The organism is Hamadaea tsunoensis DSM 44101, assembly GCF_000428945.1.
Taxonomy (GTDB): domain Bacteria; phylum Actinomycetota; class Actinomycetes; order Mycobacteriales; family Micromonosporaceae; genus Hamadaea; species Hamadaea tsunoensis.
On record NZ_AUAX01000044.1, the window covers coordinates 19,027 to 39,536 of the forward strand.

General features: G+C 68.7%; 17 protein-coding genes and 1 pseudogene. 11 read left to right on the forward strand and 7 right to left on the reverse strand.

The genetic code is table 11. The features are described 5' to 3' along the window. The first annotated feature begins 785 nt into the window (after positions 1-785). From G401_RS0137050 to G401_RS0137075, 6 genes are all read left to right on the forward strand, one after another. The gene (locus G401_RS0137050) at positions 786-1,790 is read left to right on the forward strand and encodes a LacI family DNA-binding transcriptional regulator (protein WP_027346458.1); all 1,005 of its coding nucleotides are present in this window, start codon (positions 786-788) and stop codon (positions 1,788-1,790) included. Positions 1,791-1,857: 67 nt separating this feature from the next. After that, positions 1,858-2,511 carry a hypothetical protein gene (locus G401_RS0137055; RefSeq protein WP_157546744.1) on the forward strand — a complete coding sequence of 218 codons (654 nt, stop codon included), beginning with the start codon at positions 1,858-1,860 and terminating at the stop codon, positions 2,509-2,511. A gap of 26 nt (positions 2,512-2,537) precedes the next feature. Next, the gene (locus G401_RS0137060) at positions 2,538-4,064 is read left to right on the forward strand and encodes an alpha-N-arabinofuranosidase (RefSeq protein ID WP_027346460.1); all 1,527 of its coding nucleotides are present in this window, start codon (positions 2,538-2,540) and stop codon (positions 4,062-4,064) included. After that, the gene (locus G401_RS51030; RefSeq protein WP_051367790.1) at positions 4,064-5,752 is read left to right on the forward strand and encodes a glycoside hydrolase family 43 protein; all 1,689 of its coding nucleotides are present in this window, start codon (positions 4,064-4,066) and stop codon (positions 5,750-5,752) included. Before G401_RS0137060 ends, G401_RS51030 begins: the two co-directional genes overlap by 1 nt. After that, positions 5,745-7,412, forward strand: coding sequence for a GH39 family glycosyl hydrolase (locus tag G401_RS51035; RefSeq protein WP_051367793.1), 1,668 nt, complete (start codon positions 5,745-5,747; stop codon positions 7,410-7,412). The genes G401_RS51030 and G401_RS51035 overlap by 8 nt, the downstream gene beginning before the upstream one ends. Further along, complete coding sequence (locus G401_RS0137075; RefSeq protein ID WP_027346461.1) at positions 7,393-7,980, forward strand: transposase family protein; 588 nt, start codon at positions 7,393-7,395, stop codon at positions 7,978-7,980. The genes G401_RS51035 and G401_RS0137075 overlap by 20 nt, the downstream gene beginning before the upstream one ends. A gap of 95 nt (positions 7,981-8,075) precedes the next feature. On the opposite strand, the gene G401_RS53820 is transcribed toward G401_RS0137075, so the two are convergent. Further along, complete coding sequence (locus G401_RS53820; protein WP_245602048.1) at positions 8,076-8,642, reverse strand: barstar family protein; 567 nt, start codon at positions 8,640-8,642, stop codon at positions 8,076-8,078. A 197-nt stretch (positions 8,643-8,839) separates the two neighbouring features. Then, positions 8,840-9,442: pseudogene (locus G401_RS51045) on the reverse strand (IS6 family transposase); the annotation flags it as partial. A gap of 266 nt (positions 9,443-9,708) precedes the next feature. Here G401_RS51045 and G401_RS0137095 point away from each other — a divergent pair. Next, positions 9,709-11,424, forward strand: a complete 1,716-nt coding sequence (locus tag G401_RS0137095; RefSeq protein WP_027346462.1) for an IlvD/Edd family dehydratase — start codon at positions 9,709-9,711, stop codon at positions 11,422-11,424. 20 nt (positions 11,425-11,444) lie between these two features. On the opposite strand, the gene G401_RS0137100 is transcribed toward G401_RS0137095, so the two are convergent. From G401_RS0137100 to G401_RS0137110, 3 genes are all read right to left on the reverse strand, one after another. Continuing rightward, the gene (locus tag G401_RS0137100; protein ID WP_051367802.1) at positions 11,445-12,044 is read right to left on the reverse strand and encodes a methyltransferase family protein; all 600 of its coding nucleotides are present in this window, start codon (positions 12,042-12,044) and stop codon (positions 11,445-11,447) included. Between the two features lie 128 nt (positions 12,045-12,172). After that, positions 12,173-12,523, reverse strand: a complete 351-nt coding sequence (locus tag G401_RS0137105; RefSeq protein WP_211240953.1) for a hypothetical protein — start codon at positions 12,521-12,523, stop codon at positions 12,173-12,175. A gap of 398 nt (positions 12,524-12,921) precedes the next feature. After that, positions 12,922-13,821 carry a hypothetical protein gene (locus tag G401_RS0137110; protein ID WP_027346465.1) on the reverse strand — a complete coding sequence of 300 codons (900 nt, stop codon included), beginning with the start codon at positions 13,819-13,821 and terminating at the stop codon, positions 12,922-12,924. Between the two features lie 886 nt (positions 13,822-14,707). Between G401_RS0137110 and G401_RS56955 the strand changes: the two genes are divergently transcribed. Then, positions 14,708-14,875, forward strand: coding sequence for a hypothetical protein (locus tag G401_RS56955; protein ID WP_169734298.1), 168 nt, complete (start codon positions 14,708-14,710; stop codon positions 14,873-14,875). A gap of 11 nt (positions 14,876-14,886) precedes the next feature. Here G401_RS56955 and G401_RS51050 read toward each other — a convergent pair whose 3' ends face one another. Continuing rightward, a complete protein-coding gene (locus G401_RS51050; RefSeq protein WP_064741952.1) occupies positions 14,887-16,179 on the reverse strand; it encodes a vWA domain-containing protein in 1,293 nt (430 codons plus the stop codon). A gap of 577 nt (positions 16,180-16,756) precedes the next feature. Here G401_RS51050 and G401_RS53830 point away from each other — a divergent pair. Together G401_RS53830 and G401_RS0137135 are read left to right on the forward strand one after the other, a co-directional pair. After that, entirely contained in the window at positions 16,757-18,100 is a 1,344-nt protein-coding gene (locus G401_RS53830) for a hypothetical protein (protein WP_051367805.1), read from the forward strand. 264 nt (positions 18,101-18,364) lie between these two features. After that, on the forward strand, positions 18,365-18,667 hold the full coding sequence (locus G401_RS0137135; protein ID WP_027346467.1) for a hypothetical protein: 303 nt from the start codon (positions 18,365-18,367) through the stop codon (positions 18,665-18,667). Between the two features lie 207 nt (positions 18,668-18,874). Here G401_RS0137135 and G401_RS51060 read toward each other — a convergent pair whose 3' ends face one another. Then, positions 18,875-19,555 (reverse strand): TetR/AcrR family transcriptional regulator, encoded by a 681-nt coding sequence (locus tag G401_RS51060; protein WP_051367807.1) that lies wholly within the window; start codon positions 19,553-19,555, stop codon positions 18,875-18,877. A 59-nt stretch (positions 19,556-19,614) separates the two neighbouring features. Between G401_RS51060 and G401_RS0137145 the strand changes: the two genes are divergently transcribed. Beyond that, positions 19,615-20,325 (forward strand): N-acyl homoserine lactonase family protein, encoded by a 711-nt coding sequence (locus tag G401_RS0137145; protein ID WP_034594262.1) that lies wholly within the window; start codon positions 19,615-19,617, stop codon positions 20,323-20,325. Positions 20,326-20,510 lie beyond the last annotated feature (185 nt).

Genomic DNA, 20,510 nt, shown 5'->3' on the forward strand with positions numbered 1-20,510 from the left:
TTCACTTTGGCCACTTCGGCGGTGGCGGTGGTAGGCCGAGGTCACGGCGAAAGGGATGGGCTCGATCGAGGGATACACCGTCGTCGGCCTTCCGGAGCGGGCATAGCCGGCCAGTGACGGTAGGCCCCCGGACCGCACCCCTGGTGGCGGCCAGGTCCAGGGACCTGACAGCTGCCCTGCGCGGCGTGCGCGAAGCGGCCGGCCAGCCGCACTGGTTCGAGCCCGCCGCCCCACTCTTCCGACGCACGACGAGCTACCCAACGCCGACAGCCGGCATGCCCCACCCAGCGCCACGACAGTCGACTCTGGATCATGCAGAAGCTGGGTACGTTCAGCCGTACCCGGCCGGGTACCCTCGCTCGTACGCCGATATCGTCACAATCCTGCCGGCATTGCCCGCCGGATGGCCATCGGGAAAGGCGCGCGGACTGCGCGTCCGGGCAGTGACGCCGTCGATCTTGAGTGGCGGGACGGGGTGCTGGTGCTCCACGCCTCGGCGACGCGGGAGGTGACCATCGACGTGCCCGGAGACGGGCCGGTGCGGATCAGGCTCCGGGTGTCGCGGCGGGCCGGCGAGACGGTGACCATGGTGGCGCCGTAGGCGTGGGGATGGTGCCGGCCCCCCACCGGGTCACCAGACGTTCTTCCCCGTCACGCTGGTTGGACGCACTTTGCCAAGCAGCATTTTATCGATAATATGACGGCGCCCCCGCGGTGTGGCCGGGCGGCGAGCCTCTCGCGAGAGGCTCCTGGGCTGGTAAAACGGCGCGCAAAGGAGAATGCACATGGTGAGGATGGCGGACGTCGCCCGTGAGGCGGGCGTGTCGGCCATGACCGTGTCGAACGTCCTCAACGAGCGCCTCCCGGTCAACGAGCCGACGCGTGCCCGTGTCATGGCCGCCGTCGCGGCTCTAGGGTACGAGGTCAACCTGACCGCGCGAAACCTGCGCGCAGGACGGACCGACACCGTCGCCTTAGTCGTGCCCAGCTTCCACGACTACTTCGGTGAGATTGCCGATAAGATCGCGCCGCTGATCGAGGCCGACGGGCGGCACCTCGTCCTTGAGCGGACGAGCGCCAGCGCGGAGCATGAGATGGCGGCGCTGAGCGTCGCGCGACTCCAGTTCTACGACGGCGTCCTGCTGTCCGTCGTCGGCCTCGACCGCGACCAGCTGGACCGCGTGCGCACGCCCAAGCCGATCGTGCTGCTCGGCGAGCGTGACGTGCCCGACCGCTTCAACCACGTGCGGCTGGCGAACGAAGAGGGTGCCCGCCTCGCGACGGCGCACATGATCGAGCACGGCTCGCGACGCATCCTTGCGCTGGGCTGCACGTTCGACACCGCGCACATGATGTCGTCGGACCGCCGGATTGGCTGGGAGCACGCACTTCGCGATGCCGGCCTCGACGTCGACGCACGCCATGTGGTGCCCGTCTCCACCTACACGTCGGCGGCCGGACGCGATGCCCTGCTCGACGTCATCGCGTCCGGTCTGCCCTTCGACGGCGTCTTCGCCGTCACCGACGTCATCGCGCTCGGCGCGATCGCGGCCCTGGCAGAGAGCGGGCTTCGTGTGCCCGTCGACGTCCAGCTCGCCGGGTTCGACAACCTCGACATGGCGAGGTTCGTCCCGCCCGGCCTCACCTCCGTCGACGCGAACCATGAAGGTGTCGCCGAGACCGCGGTGGGTCTGCTGCGCCGGCAGATGGCGGGCTGGACCGGCCCGGCCGAGCACGTCGTCGCGCCCGTCCGTCTCGTGGTGCGTGGCTCCACCCGCGGTGGCGCGTAGGGCCGTGCACTCACGCGCGGAACGCCGCGCGCTCCTCTAGCCCGGTTCGGCCGAAGGGAACCAAGCTGTGAGCACCTCTGCGCGCACGTCCGCCTTGCGCGCCGTGCCCGCATCCCCGCTCGCCGGGACGCGGCATCGGCCGCTGCCGATCCCGTCCGTACGCCTTGTCGGCGGTCCGCTGGCAGCCTGGCAGCAGCGCAACGGCGAGGCCACGATCCCGCACCGCATCGAGCAGGTGGAGGCCTCCGGGGTACTCGACAACTTCCGCCGGACCCTGCTGCGGACCTCGCGGATGCTCCTGGCCGACGGCGCCGCCCGGTACGCCCGGGTGCCGCTGGAGCCGGGCGCCCGCTACGTGCTCGACCTCGACCTGACGCCGCGGCTGACCACCGCCCATCACCGCGTCGACGCGCTGCGCGCAGCGGTGGCCGTCGAACGGGGACCCGTTGTCTACTGTGTCGAGCAGGCGGACCTGGACGCACCGCTGGACGTCGACGACCTCGCGGTCCTGCCCGTGCCGATCACTCTCGGCGCGCGCGACACGCTCGTCCTGAGGCGCCGCGTGATCAACGCCGCGGACGGCCTCTACGGCCCCGACACCGCCACCGAGCTCGGCGACGAGCGAACGGTAACAGCGATCCCGTTCTCGACCTGGGGCAACCGTGCCCCCGGCCCGATGCGGGTCTGGCTTCCGCGAGCTCCTCGCCGGGGCCTGCAATGACGGACCACGCAGCTGATAGGAAGACAATGACGACGAGCACGATCGCAGTGATCGACCTCGACCTGCCCGGCGCCACGATCAGTCGGCACGTGTACGGGCACTTCGCCGAGCACCTGGGGCGGTGTATCTACGGCGGGTTCTGGGTGGGCGAGGACTCGCCGGTCGCGAACGTGCGGGGCATCCGCTCGGACGTGGTCGAGGCGTTGCGGGCGATCTCGATCCCGAACCTGCGCTGGCCGGGCGGCTGCTTCGCCGACGACTACCACTGGCGTGACGGCGTCGGCCCGCGCGAGAGCCGCCCGCGGATGGTCAACTCGCACTGGGGCGACGTGGTGGAGGACAACGCGTTCGGCACGCACGAGTTCATGGACCTGTGCGAGCTGCTCGGTGCGGACCCGTACGTGTCGGGGAACGTGGGGTCCGGGTCGGTGGCGGAGATGTCGGAGTGGGTGGAGTACCTGACCCGGGCGGACGATTCACCGATGGCGGCGCTGCGGCGGGCGAACGGGCGCGAGCAGCCGTGGCGGGTGCCGTTCTGGGGACTGGGCAACGAGGCGTGGGGCTGCGGCGGCAACCTGCGCGCCGAGCAGTTCGCGTCGCTGGCCCGGCAGTACGCCACCTACTGCCGCAACCACGGTGGCAACCTGCTGTACCGGATCGCGGCGGGCGCGAACGAGGCCGACCTGCACTGGACCGAGACGCTCATGCGCTCGTTCGACGACCTGGCAGCGGACCGAGCCGGTTCGGCGGGCCCGTTCCAGGCCGTGTCGCTGCACTACTACACGATGGCCGGGCCGTGGTCGGACAAGGGCGACGCCACCGGGTTCAGCACGGACCAGTGGTACGTGACCATGGCCCGCACCCGGCGCATGGAAGAGCTGCTCACCCGGCACTCCACGGTCATGGACCGCTACGACCCGCACCGCAAGGTCGGCCTGGTCGTGGACGAGTGGGGCACGTGGTGGAACGTGGAGAAGGGCACCAACCCCGGGTTCCTGTACCAGCAGAACACGCTGCGCGACGCCCTGGTCGCCTCCGTGCACTTCGACGCGTTCCACCGTCACGCCGAGCGCGTGGTCATGGCGAACATCGCCCAGACCGTCAACGTGCTGCAGGCGATGATCCTCACCGACCCCGACAGCGGGGCGCTCGTGCTCACCCCGACGTACCACGTCTTCGCCATGAACACCGGCCACCACGACGCCGCCGCCCTCGCGGTGCACCTGCGCGGCGTCGAGACTCGCGCCGTCGGCGCGACCGAGCTGCCGCTCGTCTCGGCGTCCGCGTCGGTCAAGGGCGACACCGCCCTGGTCTCGCTGTCCAACCTCGACGCCGAGACGGACCGCACCCTCGTCCTGGACCTGCGCGGCCGCGACGTCGTCGGGCACACCGCGCGGGTGCTGACCGCCAAGGCGCTCGACGCGCACAACACTCCCGAACAGCTCGACGCCGTCGCCCCTACCGACCATGCCGGCGTGCACCCCCACCCCCGGGGGCTCGAGGTCGAGCTGCCTGCCCACTCCTACGTCACCGTGGCGCTCGAGCTGCGCTGATGGACCGACCGGAGGCGAACATCCGCGAAGGCGGGGCGCGGGCAGACGTCACCGACCCCGTCATCTTCGCGGACGTGCCCGACCCGGACGTCGTCTTCGACGGCCGGTACTACTACATGGTCAGCACGACCATGTACTTCGCGCCGAGCGTCCCGATCATGCGCTCGGGCGACCTGGTGCACTGGTCCATCGCCGGGTACACCGCGGCGATCCTCGACGACACGGACGCGCTGGCGCTGCGCAACGGCCAGGACGCGTACGGCCAGGGAAGCTGGGCAGCGAGCATCAGATTCCATGACGGGACCTACTACGTGTCGGTCGGCAGCCTCACCACGCAGCAGACGTACGTCTACTCGACTCCCAACATCGAGCACGGGCCGTGGACCAGGTCGGTGCTCGACGGGTACGCCCACGATCAGTCGCTGCTGTTCGACGGCGACGACGTCTGGCTTGTCTACGGTGGCGGGTCGATCGACCTGCGCAGGCTGCGGCGGCACGACGACGGGACCCTTGCCTGGGACGGCCCGGCGACCCGGCTCGTCGAGGACGCCAACGTCGACCAGACCAGCGGACTGAACGCCGAGGGCGCGCACGCGTACAAGATCGGGGACTACTACTACGTCTTCATGATCGAGTGGCCGTCGGGTGGCATCCGCCAGGAGGTGCTGTGGCGGTCGACGTCGCTGGCGCCGCAGTCGGCCGGCGGCGTGTGGGAGGGCCGGGTCGTGCTCAGCCAGGGCGTGACGGTCGGGGGCCGACCCGGAACCGGCGTCGCCCAGGGAGGAGTCGTCCAGACATCCGACGGACAGTGGTACGCCATGCTGTTCCAGGACGAGGGCCCGCTGGGTCGTGCGCCTCAGCTCGTTGGCGTGACCTGGGACGACGACGGGTGGCCGGTGTTCGCTCTCCATCCGCAAGCGCCCGCGGCGGCCGCACGGACGGCCGGTGACGGGGCCGCCGTCGTCGCCTCGGACGACTTCGACAACCTCCTCGAGCGCGCGGGCCACTGGAACACGGCCAACGCGGACCTCCTGGCAGAGTCCGCCGAGAACGCATGGAACGGGTCGGACCTGGGGCTCCAGTGGCAGTGGAACCACAACCCGGACAACCGGTTCTGGTCGCTCACCGAGCGGCCCGGACACCTGCGGCTGACCACGGGCAGCGTCGCGTCGAGCATCCTCGATGCGCGCAACACGCTCACCCAACGCACGCTCGGGCCCGCGAGCTCCGGCGCCATCTCGCTGGACGTCTCGTACATGAAGGACGGGGACGTCGCAGGCATCTCCGCCTATCAGCGCAGGTACGGATACGTTGCCGTGACGATGGAGGGCGGGACCAAGAGCCTGGTGATGCGCCGGGCAGGCGGCGACGGCGTCATCGCCTTCACCAGCGCACCGGTGCCGCTGCGGGCGGACGTCGTCTACCTGCGCGCGGACGTCGACTTCCGGAATGCCGTCGATACGGCGTCGTTCGCGTACTCGTACGACGGCAGCAACTGGACGTGGCTGGGCGACACCCTGCGGATGCAATACGACCTCGCGCACTTCACCGGGTACCGGTTCGCCCTCTTCAACTACGCCACTGCCGAGCCCGGGGGCTACGTCGACGTGGACTGGTTCCGTGTCAGCGACCCCACCGGGCTCGCAAGCCCTACTCACGGACGGAGCGAAGGAGCTGTTCATGACTGAGCAGGCGACGTCAGCCCTGCTGATCGACGGACAGGAACCCGCCGAGGTGCCGCTGCATCACGTGTGGAACGAATGCGTCGGTGCCGGCCGCGCGAATGAGGCGTTGCGGGCGGACTGGCAGGCGCACTTCCGCGAGGCCGTCCAGGTGCTGGGCGCCCGGCACGTGCGCTTCCACGGCCTGTTCCACGACGACATGTTCGTCTACCGGACGGACAACGGCGGCGGCTTCGGCCCGAACCAGCCGCTGCCCGAGCCGGTCTACACGTTCGCATATGTCGACAAGGTGTTCGACGCGATCCTCGACGCGGGCGCCCGCCCGTTCGTGGAGCTCGGGTTCATGCCGCGCCAGCTCGCCACCCAGACCGAAACGCTGTTCTGGTGGAAGGCCCACTGCAGCCCGCCCAAGGAGATGGGCCAATGGGTCGCGCTGGTCGACGCCACCGTGCGGCACTGGATCGAGCGGTACGGCATCGACGAGGTGCGGCAGTGGCCGTTCGAGGTGTGGAACGAGCCGAACCTCGTGCCCAACTTCTGGACCGGGACGCGCACCGAGTACTTCGAGCTATACGAGGCCACGGCGCGCGCGATCAAAGCCATCGACCCCCGGCTGCGGGTCGGCGGCCCGTCGACGAGCGTGTTCGTCCCCGACGCCCGTTACTCCGGAGAGACCCACGACCCGTCGCTCGAGGTCGAGACCGCGGTGGCCACCGACCCCGACGAGCTCGACTGGCAGCCGGTGTGGATCCACGAGCTGATCGAGTACTGCGCCCAGCGCGGGCTGCCGATCGACTTCGTCTCCACCCACCTGTATCCGACCGACTACGCGGCGGACTCCCTGGGCAACCTCAAAGCGATCACGCGCCAGAAGGACGCCACGTACGTCGACCTGCAGGTCCTGGGCACGATCATCGAGAACAGCCCGTACCCGGATGCCGAGCTGCACATCACCGAGTGGTCGACCTCGCCGTCGAGCCGCGACGCGATCCACGACACGCTCTTCGCCGCCGCGTACATCGTCCGGGCGTTCCTCAAGGGCGCGCCGCTGGCCGACTCGATCTCCTACTGGACTTTCACCGACGTGTTCGAGGAGGGCGGCGGCGGCATCGGCCCCTTCCACGGAGGCTTCGGGTTCGTCAACGAGAACGGCCTGCACAAGCCGACGTTCCACGCGATGGCCATGCTCCACCGCCTCGGTGACCGCCTCCTGGCCGAGCTGCCCGACGGCGCCATCACCCGCTCGTCCGCGACGGGCGACGTGTCGGCCATCTTCTACAACTACCCCGCCGATATGGGCACGACGGGGCTCGCGTCCCGCAACGGCTACGCCGAGACGCGAGCCCTCGTCGAGATGGGCCCCGAGCGCCGCGTCCGGCACCGGGTCGAGGGACTGCGCCCGGGCGCCGAGCTCACCGTGGAGATCCTCGACTGGGAGCACGGGAACGTCGCCGAGGCCTGGTACCAGATGGGCGCCCCGCTCAACATCACGCGGGAACAGACCGCCGAGCTGCGCCACGTCGCCGACGGCCTCCACCGCAGCACGCTGACCGTCGGCGACGACGGCGTCCTCGACATCGACCTCACCCTGCCCGCCTGGGCGGTCGCCTCGGTCGCGCCGACGCTCCCCGGCGGCCAGCGCCCGGATGACGGGCCTCGCGCCTGATCAAGTCGACCAGCTGGTGCTGCTCGTGCGCCACAACGTGTCACAGGCGCTGCCGGCCGAGCTGTTCGGGTGCTCGCAGCCCACTGTGTCGCGATTGGTCGACCGCTTCCTGCCAGTCATCACCGCGGTGCTTGCGCCGCTGGCCGAGCAGGTCGCCGCCAAGGAACTGCGCTCCACGGTGCGTGTTGACGGCTTCCTGGCCCCGACTGGCGACCGGCGTGCCAACACCTTCACCTCTGGCATGTTTTCCGGCAAACATCATCGGTGCGGCTTCAACATCCAGGTCGTTGGCTCTGCCCATGGCACGCCGGCGCTGACCGACCGTCCGCTGCCTGGCGCCACCCACGACGCCAAGGCATGGCACGAAAGCGGCCTGGCGCAACGCTTTGTCGGCCGGTTGTACGCGGACGGCGGTCCGGGCGGCTTCGTCGACACCGCGTACACCGGTACCGGCCTGTGCGTGCCCGACCGCAAACCGAAGGGCCAATCCCTGACCGCGTCCGACCGCGAGTTCAACCGGGTGATCGCCTCGCAACGGCCAGCGTTGAGCGCGTCATCGCGCATATGAAGAACTGGAGGATCTTGTCGACGGGCTACCGTGGCATGCCCGACCGGTTCCCGACCTATCTCGACGCCGTGACGAAGCTGGAAATCTACCGAATCTCATGCCTTGAAGCCGGGCCAGTCCGGGCCTGTGAGAGTCGCCGATAGGCGGCCACCGTCAAAGACAACCGCCACATCCTGGTCGCTCACCGCACGCTCGGCGAAGGCGGCCGGCGGCGTGTGGCCGAGGAGGACGGCGGTATGCAGGGCCCGTGGCGTCCAGTGCTCGTCGTTGTGCGGGTTACCGTCGGCATCAAGCTGGAGGTTGGCCTTCCACGCCGCTTGGCAGAGAACTGAGACGAGGGTCCCCAAGAAATCGGCGTAAAGCAGCTCGTCGGCATCATCGATGATGATCGCGACGTCATCCGTGATGGTTGCATGACTATGCCAGTCCCACAGGCAGTCAACGAGCGCGTCCCAATTTCGCTCGAAGTAGCTGGGAAAGGTCAGCTCACGGGCGAACGCGGTGAACAGTGAGCCGGGATCCCGGAGTTCCCGACCATCCAGCCGGAACACACTTCCGCCCCGGTTCAAGAGCTCAGCCGTCTCGGCGCCTACCCAGGGATCGTCGCAGCGGGTGAATACCACCCACGGCGAGCGGCGCTCGGTGAGGGAAGGCGGACTCATCACAGCGCCAGACTAGTGCGGCGGCCTGCATGCCGCCTCATCGGCGACTATGAGCTGAAGTACGTTCTTACAGCTCAGCAGACCTCTCTCGGGCCACCCCTGCCAGCGGTTGTGGCCGGGACGCAAGCCATTAGAGGGCCAGCCCGCAGGCGGCAGGTGTTTCCGAGCGACCCCAGCCACAGCCTCGCAGGCCATGGCTGCAGGAATGCGTGTCCGGCGATGATGATCTGCGCTGTCTTCTCGGTTCGTAACCCGCGCATCGCCCTCAACCGGTGTTTGAGTTGGCTGTGATCAGCCTCGATCGGATTGTTGGCGTACTGCTCGAGGTGACGCCACGCCGACGGGATCAACTCCTCCAGCACGACGGGGTAGACCGCGGCGGCGTCGGTGACCACCTCAGTGGGGGTCACCTTCAACGTCGACAATGCCCGACCGAAGAACCTGCGGGCCGCGTCGGCGTCACGGCGGCTCGAGACCAGCACGTCGATGACCTGCCCGTGCTGGTCGACCGCTCGGTACACGTATTGCCACACCCCGTAGACTTTGACGTCCCGTCCCGTCTCGTCCACGAACCACCGGTCACCGGGCGAGTGGCGGGTGAAGCGGGCGGCATCGGCCAGCAGCGGGATGAACCGCCGCACTCATCGGTAGACGGTGACGTGGTCCACCTCCACGCCGCGTTCGACCAGCAGTTCCTCGACGTCGCGGTAGGACAGGTCGTATCGCAGGTACCAGCGGATCGCGACGACGATCACCTCCGGCGGGAACCGGAATTCAACGAACGCCGACCTCGGCGGCAGCCACGGGCGCGGGCCGATCGATGACTTCACTGCTCAAGTCTGCCTCCGTCTTGCCAACGCTCAACGCAACGGAGCCGCGCGGACTGGGGTATCGAGGTCGTGATCGGCGACAAGACACTGACCGTCGCCGGCGGTGAACGCAAGGCAAGGATCGTCGACATTGCCGAGGCCATTCTCGGTGTCGCGTAGCCACGCCGATCGTGCCCCGGCAGATGTAGGCTCCGCCACATTCCAGAAGATAGTTCACTATAGCGATAGGTGGAAATGTGGCTGAGCAACGCAGCTCCCAATGGTACGCGGGGACGGACCGCAACGCCTACATCCATCGGGCTTGGATGCGCCGGGGGCTACCGGCCCACGCCTTCGACGGCCGCCCGCACATCGCGATCGCGAACACCGCCTCGGATCTGACGCCGTGCAACGCGCACCTCAACGAAGTCGCTGAGAGTGTCAAGCAGGGCGTCTACGAGGCAGGCGGCATCCCGCTGAACCTTCCGGTCGTCTCCCTCGGCGAGACACTCGTCCGGCCGACCGCGATGCTGTGGCGCAACATGGCCGCGATGGCCGCCGAGGAGATGATCCGCGCGAATCCGATCGACGGCGTCGTGCTGCTCGGCGGCTGCGACAAGACGATCCCCGCCCTGCTGATGGCCGCCGCCTCGGCGAACCTACCAGCGGTCGTCGTGCCCGGCGGCCCGATGCTGACCGGGACGTTCCGGGGTCAGGCGCTCGGCTGCGGCACGGACGTGTGGCGTTTGTCGGAGGAAGTACGCGCAGGAACCCTGTCGCCGGAGCAGTTCGCGAAGTCCGAGTCGTCGATGATACGCAGCCGGGGCCACTGCAACACCATGGGCACGGCGTCGACGATGGGTCTGCTCGCCGGGGCGCTCGGCATGGTGCTCCCGGGAGTCGCCGGTACGCCCGCCGCCGACAGCCGTCTCCTCGAAGCCGCGCACGACTCCGGCCGCCTCGCCGTGGAGATGGTGGCCGAAGGGCGTACGCCCAGCGCCATCCTGTCCCGAGGCTCGTTCCTGAATGCCATCGTCGCGCTCGCCGCCATCGGCGGATCCACCAATGCAGTGGTGCATCTGCTCGCGATCGCCGCGCGGCTGGGCGTCGAGCTGACGCAGGACGACTTCGACCGGACGGGTTCGGCCGTGCCGCTGCTCGTCGACCTCCAGCCCGCCGGCCGGTTCCTGATGGAGGATTTCTTCCGGGCCGGTGGCCTGCATGCCGTTCTCAACGAGGTGAAGGATCTCCTCGACCCGGCCGCGCTCACGGTGACCGGCCAGCCGCTGGTTTCCTATCTCGACGATGCCGAGATCTGGGACCGGGAGGTGATCCGGATACGTGCCGAGCCGTTGCAAGGCCAGGCCGGCATCGCCGTGCTCTACGGCAACCTCGCCCCTTCCGGCGCGGTCATCAAGCCCGCGGCCGCATCGGCGAACCTGCTACAGCACCGGGGAAAGGCGATGGTATTCGACTCCATTGAGGACATGCATGCCCGCATCGATGATCCAGCTCTCGATGTCGACGCCGATTCGGTGCTGATCCTGCGCGGCTGCGGCCCGAAGGGCTACCCCGGCATGCCCGAGGTCGCCAACCTGCCGTTGCCGACGAAACTGCTGCAGCAGGGCGTACGCGATATGGTGCGCATCTGCGACGGGCGGATGAGCGGCACCGCCTATGGGACGGTCGTGTTGCACGTGTCACCCGAGGCGGCGGCGGGCGGCCCCTTGGCGTTGGTACGCACCGGCGACGTGATCGTCCTCGACGTGCCCGGGCGGCGGATCGACATCGACATCTCCGCCGAGGAGCTGGCTTCCCGCGTCCCGGATCCGGCGACTGTCAGCGCGTACGCGGCGCCGACGCGCGGCTGGGAACTCCTCTACGTTCGCACCGTCGGGCAGGCCCACACCGGCGCGGACCTCGACTTTCTCGTCGGTGCCAGCGGCCCGGACGTCTCCCGCGAATCCCACTGATGTACACCTGAGCGTGAGGGCTACCAGATGTAGGGGATAAGCCGAGCGCGGCTAGCGGCGAACTCCCTGTAGCGGTCGCCGAATGCAGCGCTCAAGGCGCGTTCCTCGACCCGAATACGATAGATCAGGCCGATCAGTATCAAGCCCACCGCACCTACGGCGCTGACCCAATTCCCCAGCATCAAGCCGAATCCCGCGAACGCGAGCAGGAGACCGGTGTAGCTCGGGTGGCGCAGAACCCGGTATGGGCCACGGTCGACGATGGGCTGGTCGTTGCTGGTCTCCAACACCACGGTGAAGTACTTGCCCAGGCTCACAAACGACCACCAGCGCAGCAGCAGGCCGAACCATGCGATCGCCGCTCCCAGGGCGAAGACCCACACACCCCCGCCGATGACGGCGGCCGGTGCCAAAGCCCGGCCGATGGGCAACAGCAGGATCCCGCCGACGAACACCGCCCTGAACACTGCCTCCGCACGTAGGTTGACGCGTTCCGCACCGCGGCGACCGCGGAGGGCCTGCAGCAGCGCCCGGAGGAGTTCACCCGCCGATAAGGCGCCAACGCTGACGAAAAGAACGGTACGCGCCACGGTCGACAGCTGTACGTACGGTACCGACACACCGCGATTGTCACACGAAGCGTGCTGTAGCCGACAGCAACGACGGCCGCAAGTCCCTTGATCAACGCGCGGTTCGCGGCAGATCCGCGCATGTGTCCCTCGAGCCGCGGTGACGGGATGGTTCGTTGTCAGTCCCAGTAGTTGAACCGCGCCTCGCCCAGTGAATCGGGGCACCAGTACTGCATGTCTTCTTGCCGGATGCTGGACCACTCGGCGGTGTCGACCGGGCCGGCCAGCTCGGTCAGCGTGAGCAGTCTGAAGCCTTCGGCTTCAGTCAATGCGGCGGCCAAGCCTGGAACTTCGAGGAACGTGAGTGGTCCTGCAACTCGGGCCGGCGCGAACGCGAGGTCTCGGGGTGCAGCGATCGCAAGGAGTGCCGTATCGCGGACCCAGACGACCGCGACGGCCCGGCCTTCGTAGCCGATGATGCCCTGGTGGAAGCTGGGCGAAGGCCCATCAGCAATGCGGAACTCGGTCACCTCGCCACCGGTCCGGCGTGCTGCCTCGTGGCAGATGCGCCGAAACAATCCAAGGCCTGGCATACGCCGACCGTACTGCCTGGCGTTGGTTCCGCTGTCTGGAGGCCGGCGGGAACGCCGGACGGCTGACGGTCAGGCTCCGCAGCCGGGTTCTGTTCGCGCCGGAGAGGCGCGTTGCTCGATGACCAGCTTGCATCGACAACAAGATGATCACTGAGAGCCGCAGCTCATCTCAACAGGACAGTCCTCACGGGAACGGTCACAGCAAGTCCAGAACACCGACCCCCGCGAAGTTCGTACGCCGTCATACGGAGAAGCCTCCAGCGAGAAACAGCGTCCAGAGTTTGCCCGGACGCTGTTTCCGCCTACCTACCGACAAGCCGCATTACCTGTCGGCTCTATACAGTCGAACTCACGACCTGGTAACCGGCGATCGGGTTGGCGCATACGGCGTACAGGCTGATGGTGTGGGAGACGCTGGCGCTGTTGCGTAGGGCGGTCATCCACAAGGACTGACTGTCGGCCACGCCGGGCGCAGACTCTTGGATGCGGGTCTTGAAGTCGGCACTGCCCGAGCCGACGACTGCCGCGCCGCCGCTGAGCACCACCGAGCCCACCGGGCACCGCGCGGTGTCGCGGACGAACCCGCCGGCGGCCAGGGTGAGATCCTTGTGAATGATCTGATAGCCGGCCGGGGTGTTGGCGCAGACCGCGAACAGCCTGATCAGATGGGAGACCGTGTCGTTGTTGCGCAGGGCGGTCAGCCACAGAGACTGGCTGCCTGTGGTGCCCGGCGAGGACTCCTGGACGATGCGATCGCCGGAAGCCGGTTGGTTGTAGCTGTAGGAAGTGTCGTTGGCACCCCCGCCGAGCGCCGCCGTTCCCACTGGGCACGTCGCGATGTCACGCAGGAACCCACCCGCGACCACGGTGACGTCTTTCGAGACGACCTGGTATCCGGCGACGCTGTCGACACAGACGCCGAATAGGCCGATCTGGTGGGAGGTACCGTCAGTGTTGCGGATGGTGGTCGCCCACAGGCCGGCCACCGTGTTCGTGGTGTGGTCGAAGTGCGCGCTCACCTCGGATCCCTCGATACGGGTGTTGAAGTCGCCGCTGCCCTCACCGATCACCGAGGCACCGCCGCCGGTCACCCGCTGGCCCGCCGAGCACCAGCGCCCGCCGTTGATGATCCCGCCCGAGGTGACCGCCTGGGCCGGGGCCGCGGGTAGGAGCGCGACGACAGCAACCCCACTCGCGAGTGCGAGCGCGATCCGGCTGGCCCTGCGGGGTGACATTCTGCGTTCGTGGACCGAGTAGCTCTTTTCCGCTGACACGGGGCTCTCTCTCTGTTGGTAGCCGGCACGGCCGGTCGGTCGCCGACCGTGCCGCAGCGCAAAACCTAGTTGCTGGAGTCGCCCGGATTCACGGGAAAGTCAACCTTCGGTCACACCGATCCAGATCCAATCAGGAACAATGCCAACCCGGGCAGTCGCAACATGTTCAGCCACCAGGAGAATCTGGTCCAACCGCAGAGCCCACGCACGACCGATCAGTCAGCCCACGAGCAAGATCAACTTGCGCTGATGTGGCATTGGGTCATGACCCGGCAACGCTCATGCGCTGCTACACCCGGGTCAACGCTGTCGCAGCTGCCAGGCTGCCGACCACGCCGCAGCGCTGGTCACAGGCCAGCTGCCGTACACGGGCGGGACTGGGCCGTCGACGCCGACCATTCTGCAGCAGAAGCGGTGGCCGCGAAGCCGCTCCAGTAGCCCGGTCGGATGAAGTCCTGTTTGGGACGACTTTGGAGTGGAGATGCGTTCGGGCATGCGGTTAAGCTGGGCGAACGCGACGTAGAAATGGTGCAATCACAGACCCCTTGACTGGGGCAGTTTAATACGTCCAGTGACCTCGGCAAGCGTTGCCTAGTACACCGCTGACCCTTGCATCAACTGGGGGTCAAGGGGTCGTCGGTTCAAATCCGGCCAGCCCGACCCGATAAATCAAGGCCGGTGATACCCATTTGGGCAGGTCATCGGCCTTGATTGTCTTCTACTGCGGCGCCGATTCGTGATCGAGTGTGGGCCAGATGTGGGCCTCGGCCGGTTGATTTGAGGGCTCAGGGCGGTGGAGGCGGCCTCGATCGCTCGGCGATCGGGCTGGAGGTATCGCTGCGCCGTCGTGAGCGAGCCGTGCCCCGCGATCTTTTCGAGTTCGGGGCTGGACGGCTGGCGGATCCGGCGAGCGACCCAGACCGCCGCGGCAGGTCTGGCCGGCGCCGCAACGCCGCAGTGGCAGGCGTTCGCGCAACGCGACGCCGAGCTGGCCGCGACGTTGGGCGCGGACTGACCGAACCACACCTATACGGGGTTGGTGGGTGGTGGCGGCGGCTGGGTCTCGCGGCCGTGCTTGGATGACTTCGACCGGGCATCCATCGACGAATACTTGGCTGCTCGCGAGAGCATGCCCTGCTGGACTTGATCGGCCACGTACGCCAGTGCGGCGGCCTCGTCGGCCAGCTCGGCCCGCATCGCCTCCGGGGCCGAGGCGAGGATGCGGTTGATGGTGCTCTGCGACAGGGCGATCTCACCGAGGGCGGCCTGGGCGTCACCTGCACTCAGGTGGTGGGAGGCGCGGCGCTTCGACTGTTGCACCTGCAGGTAGACCAGCTCGGTCCGGACCGTTGGATCGGGAACCCGTCCAGCGGCTTGATCGCCGGGCACGACGTTGACGTGCACCGGCACCGTGAGCGTGTGCTGGGCCAGTGCGGGCAGCTCGACCCAGGTGAACACGCAGGTCGCCACCTGCGCGAGGCCGAGGGTGGCGATGGCGGGGATGTCGAACACCAGCACCAGCTTGCGGGTCTCGCCGGAGTAGAAGCTGCCCAGCTCGGCGACCACGGCGTCGCCGTTGGTCGTGGTGGGCAGATCGTTGATCACCTGGACCGCTCGGACCTGTGGCGACACGTGGATGGCCAAGGATGCCGCTTGCGCGGTCTGGGACAGCAGGCCTTCGAGCTCGCCGGCGATCAGCGCGCCGGCGGTGTCGGGCTCCTCGGCGAAGTGCTCGTTGCCCGCGCCGCCGTCGGCGATCGCCGACATGATCCGTTCGTCGTACCCGAGTCCGTAGCCGAGCGTAGAGGTCGTGATGGTCTTGCCCCGTGCCTTGGCGGCGATACCGCGCAGCGCGTCCGGGTCGGTGACGCCCGCATTGGCGTGGCCGTCGGAGATGAGCAGCACGGTCGCGCCGGCCGGGCCGGCGACCCGTTCCGCCTCTTGCAGACCCCGCAGGTACCCGGAGGACAGATCGGTGTTGCCGCCGGCCTGCACGTCGGCGATCGCCCGCTTCACCGCGTTCTTGTCGGCGAGCGGGCTGGCCGGCACCGCGACGGTCACATGGTTGTCGAAGGTGACCAGCCCGAAGTTGTCGGTCGGGTCCAGCCTGTCGATCAAGCCGGCCAACGCGATCTTCGCGCCGTCGAGACGGGCGCCGGCCATGGAACCACTCCGGTCGAGCACCACCTCCAATGTGGAAGGTGGGCGTGGCTCGACGGACTGCGGTGCGGTGGGCGCGGTCATCTCGACGAGCACCGACAGCTGGTCGTCGGTCTCGACGGCGATCACGTCGACATCAAGGTGAGCGGAGATATGCATGGCGCGACTCCCTCGTACGGTGGCACGTCGATAGAAGCACACGCGGTCGATTCCGGCCCGGCTGCCGTGGATCTACCGAGCGACAGCAGTGGTTGCAGCGCCTCCCATTGCGCGTCGGTCAGTTCGTGCCGCCTCGCCGCCGGCCCGCCGTTGGATCGACTCCATTGTTGAACGGGATAGGCGCCTACAGTCTCTCTTTACCGTGCTGCCGGCAGCCGCGACAGCGCTCGGAGTCGTCTATCGTCGCTCATCCTGTCGCCGGGTGCCCGGATACGGGCTGGTGGACGAGCTTCCTCCAGGCCTCCACGAGATGTGGTCGCGCATACGCCCATCCGGTGAGAACTAACCGCCGAATGATCAGACCCGGCTGCGTCAATCACGCCTTGGCACAGGCGCTGGCCCTGGCCGCCGGGCTGGCGGTCGTTCGACCTGCGGCAGGTACAGCTGCGGCGCCACGGCATCGCGCTGCACCGGTAGGCCGACATCCGTGTCCGGTTCCCGATGGTCTGGCCAGGTTCGACCGGGCTTGAGTGAGCACGGGGCAGTGGGTGATGCGCGGACCCGTTAGCATCGCGCGGTGATCTTCCGGAAGACCGTGGTCGACGCTGCGCGTACGCTCGCCGACGCCCTCACCCGCCGCGACATGGACGCCTTCGGTCAGTCCCTCGGCATCGTGGCGCAGGCCGCCGGTCGGGCCAAGCCGCGCGACTGCCAGGCGGCGGTGGAGCTTCTGCTGCCGGTCCTGGCGGCCGCGCCGCTCGGTCCTGGCGCACCGGTCGCTGGCATCGTGGGCTCGCTGGCCGGTGACGCTCCCGATCCGCTGGTCGCCTTGCCCGTGCTGGTCGAGCGGGCATCGACGGTCCTCGAAGACGCGGCCGAGTTCCTCGCGGTGTACGCGCGCCTGGGCGTCGAACCGGATCGCGGCGATCCCGACGCCGATCTGCGACGGTTGAGCGCGGAGCTGACGGAACGCGAGGCGTACCGGCTGACGGCGTCGTTCCACACTGCCGACGACTGGACGCAGCCGGTGCTGTATCTGTGCCAGCGCAAGGATGTCCGGCTCGCTCTGCCGCAGCGGGAGCGCCTGACGCGGGCGGTGGCGGCGACGGCCGAGCACCTAGAGGTGTCGCACTGGCTGGCCGGGCTGCTGCGTGTGCTGGACGACGAACCGCTGCTGGTGCTGGATCGCGCCACGGGCAAGGGCTTCCGGCTGCGTATGAGCGGTGTCGGCGACAACTTCCAGCTGCACACTCTGCTCGCCGCGCGGCTGGCCGGCGACCTCGCGGTGCGGCCGCTGAGCGCGGCCGAACTGGCGGCGGCCACGGACGGCGAGCCCCAGCCAGCCGGCGGTCTCACGGGCCGGTTCAACCTGACCGGCGCCGACGGCAAGTGGATCTGGAACGAAGGCCGGCCCGACGACATCCCGCTCCTGGGCGGCGTACGGGTCGTCGTCCTCGATCCGCCGCCCTACCACCGCTCGTGGAACGCCGGACGCGCGTACCCATTGATGCTCCCGGAGTTCGTCGTCGAGGAGCGGCTGCCCGCGGCGGAGGCGGCCGGCCTGCTGTCCCGGGTCGCGCCGGCGGCCACCGATCCCGCTGGGGAACCGGCCGTCGCCACCGACGATCTGACGCTCCTCCTGCAGGACCACGAGTACGCCGAGGTGGTCGACGCGGTCATCGCCGGCCTGCTCGCCGGCCGGTCCACGCAGGAGGTCGCGGGCGACCTGGTCACCCGGTTCGCTCTGTCCATGCAGGACGCCGAGCTGGCGGTGGACCGCACGCGTGGCGGCCTCGTCCGCGCCGGTTCGGGCAACCCGGCGAACCGCCCGCCGCGCGAGGAGGACCCGGTCGGGTGGGAGAGCTACCAGCGGGGCATCGACGATCCGCAGATCATCGCCCGGTGTGCCGACCAGGATTGAACGAGCGCCGGCTACGGGCTGCGCGATCGCCGACGCCGAGCGGCGACCGCGGGCCGTCCGGAGTCGCGTCACTGTCGGAGTGAGGCGTAGACCGTGGCGCAGACCTCGACACGACTGTGTTGAACGGCCCTCAACTGCGCAACAACCGCACACAACCACATCGACATTTCCTGGTCTTCGAACATCGCCCGAGCCGGCGGCGTCGCCCTCCTCGATCTACTGGCCCGGCACGGCGACGATCCGCGCGGCCGGTACGCCGGTGCCGTGCTCGTCTCGACGATGGCCGGTCCGGTCGGCTACGAAGCGGTCGCCGGCTTCTTTCCGGAAAGCGGCTTCGACTGGCCGCGGATCCGCTCCGCCGTCCAGCGGACACGGCTGCTCGTCGCGCTCGACGACACCGTCCTCAGCCCGAACCCGCTCGAACACGTACTCCTGTTCGCCCTCCACGCCGGCGCCACCGCGACCGTGCTGCCGAACGGTGGCCATCTGCCCGACTGGACTGAGGACAAGCGGCCGGTCGGCCCGCTGCCACAAGCGGTCCAGCTGGTCCTCGACTGCTTGCAATGAGCGGTCCACGGCGCCTCGCGGGTATGGGTGGCCGCCCATACGCGCGTTCAGTACCACCGCGTCCAGGACGACCCGGATCTCCTCCGCGGTACCCGTCCACGCGCCGGGTGCGTCGGTGAACCGCTGCGGCTCGGCGGTCGGCCCGTGGATGCCGGTGATCGCGAGGAAGCCGTGCCGGTCGGCGCGGCGCTGTTCGTGCGCGCGGTGTCAGGCCTGCCCTTGCTGGGTGAAGTCGGCGTCGGCGGGGTGAGGGGCGGGCACTTCCGTGCTCATGGTTGTTCCTCCGCGCAACTCCGGAGCCAGTCCGGCGAACCCCGCCTCGGCGACCTGGGCGACACGGTGCTTGCGCTGCTTCTCCGGTACGCCGTCGAGGGTGAGCTTGCGTACCGTCTCGACGACCACGCGGTGGATCGCGACGAGGAGCGCCGCGAGCACTTCCGGCGTCGGGTCGTCGGCTGGTACGCCGGCTCGCAGTGCTTGCCCCACGGCGTACTCGATGTCCTGGTGGAGCCGGCGTTCGGCGGCCCGGAGGGACGGGCTGGCGGCGATGGTGCGAAAGAAGCGCTGGACGGTATCGGCCCCCCGGGGGTCGAGCAGAAAGGAGATTTCGCGGTCGTGCCAGCGCCGGAAGGCCGCGACGGCCGGGAGACCGGGTGGGCGGTCGCGGATCGCGGCGGCCGCGGCGCGGGTGAGGTCTTCGGCTCGATCGAAGAACAGGTCTTCCTTGGTCTTGAAGTAGTTGAACACGGTGCCGACCGCGACCCCGGCGGCGGCGGCGATCTGCGCGGTGGTGACGGCGTCGAAGCCGTTGTCGGCGAACAGTCTGGTCGCGGCGTCGCTGAGCGCCTGCCGAGTGTGCTGCTTCTTGCGCTGGCGGAGACCGTCCATGGGGGCAGCATAGCTGAGCGACTACAATTTTGAAGTCACTCATGTTTATAGTGACTCTCATGACCGAGGCGACCGAACTCTTCCTCCTCCACTACGGCGCCGTACGCGGACACGGCGTGCCCATTCCCGGCTTCCTCATCCGCTTGCGCGACGGGCGGCACATCCTCGTCGACACGGGCTGCCCGGCCGAGATCATCGGCGACGCCGCCCACCCGTTCGAGGTCGGCCCGCACGAGCATGTGACCGGTCGGCTGGCCGCGCTCGGACTGGCAGCCGCGGACGTGTCCACAGTGGTCGTCAGCCACCTCGACCCCGATCACGCCGGGGCGAACGACGAGTTCCCGCACGCCGACCTGGTGGTGCAACGACGGCAATACGAGCACGCCCGGTCCAGCGGACTGCACCGGTACGAGTGGATGCGCGCGTACTGGGACGATCCCCGGCTGCGATACCGCCTGGTGGACGGGGACGTCGAGATCGCGCCGGGCGTCACGGTGCTGGAGTGCGGCGGCCATGTGCCCGGCCATCAGGCGGTCCTCGTCGAACTGCCCGAAACCGGACCGGTCCTCCTCGCCGGCGATGCCTGGATGCGGGGGACCGACCCGGCTGCCCGGCCCATGACGCCGTTCGACCTCGACGAGCCCGCGACGCGACTCGCCCAGCGGCGTCTCATGGAGATCGCCGACGCGCGGGGCGTACGCCTGGTGATCCACAATCACGATGCGGAGCAGTGGGCTTCGCTGCGGCACGCGCCCGACGGTTACCGCTGAACAGGCTACGGACGTGGGTGTATCAGGCCCGGCGGCCGGCGATCCACCGGGGCCTTTCCGGCTTGGCGCTACCGGCTGATCGGCGGATGCGCTGACACGGTGACGGGGACGGCCGAGGGGACATGATTGACGATTGACAGGCCGGGCTGTCAATGTTTCCATCTGTTAGGCAATCTGCCTAACAG

What these genes read in the sequence shown, in the direction of transcription:
- G401_RS0137050 (WP_027346458.1), top strand. Translation starts at nt 786, where the DNA reads ATGGTGAGGATGGCGGACGTCGCCCGTGAGGCGGGCGTGTCGGCCATG.
- G401_RS0137060 (WP_027346460.1), top strand. Translation starts at nt 2,538, where the DNA reads ATGACGACGAGCACGATCGCAGTGATCGACCTCGACCTGCCCGGCGCC.
- G401_RS51030 (WP_051367790.1), top strand. Translation starts at nt 4,064, where the DNA reads ATGGACCGACCGGAGGCGAACATCCGCGAAGGCGGGGCGCGGGCAGAC.
- G401_RS51035 (WP_051367793.1), top strand. Translation starts at nt 5,745, where the DNA reads ATGACTGAGCAGGCGACGTCAGCCCTGCTGATCGACGGACAGGAACCC.
- G401_RS0137075 (WP_027346461.1), top strand. Translation starts at nt 7,393, where the DNA reads ATGACGGGCCTCGCGCCTGATCAAGTCGACCAGCTGGTGCTGCTCGTG.
- G401_RS53820 (WP_245602048.1), bottom strand. Translation starts at nt 8,642, where the DNA reads ATGAGTCCGCCTTCCCTCACCGAGCGCCGCTCGCCGTGGGTGGTATTC.
- G401_RS0137110 (WP_027346465.1), bottom strand. Translation starts at nt 13,821, where the DNA reads ATGTCACCCCGCAGGGCCAGCCGGATCGCGCTCGCACTCGCGAGTGGG.
- G401_RS51050 (WP_064741952.1), bottom strand. Translation starts at nt 16,179, where the DNA reads ATGCATATCTCCGCTCACCTTGATGTCGACGTGATCGCCGTCGAGACC.
- G401_RS51060 (WP_051367807.1), bottom strand. Translation starts at nt 19,555, where the DNA reads ATGGACGGTCTCCGCCAGCGCAAGAAGCAGCACACTCGGCAGGCGCTC.
- G401_RS0137145 (WP_034594262.1), top strand. Translation starts at nt 19,615, where the DNA reads ATGACCGAGGCGACCGAACTCTTCCTCCTCCACTACGGCGCCGTACGC.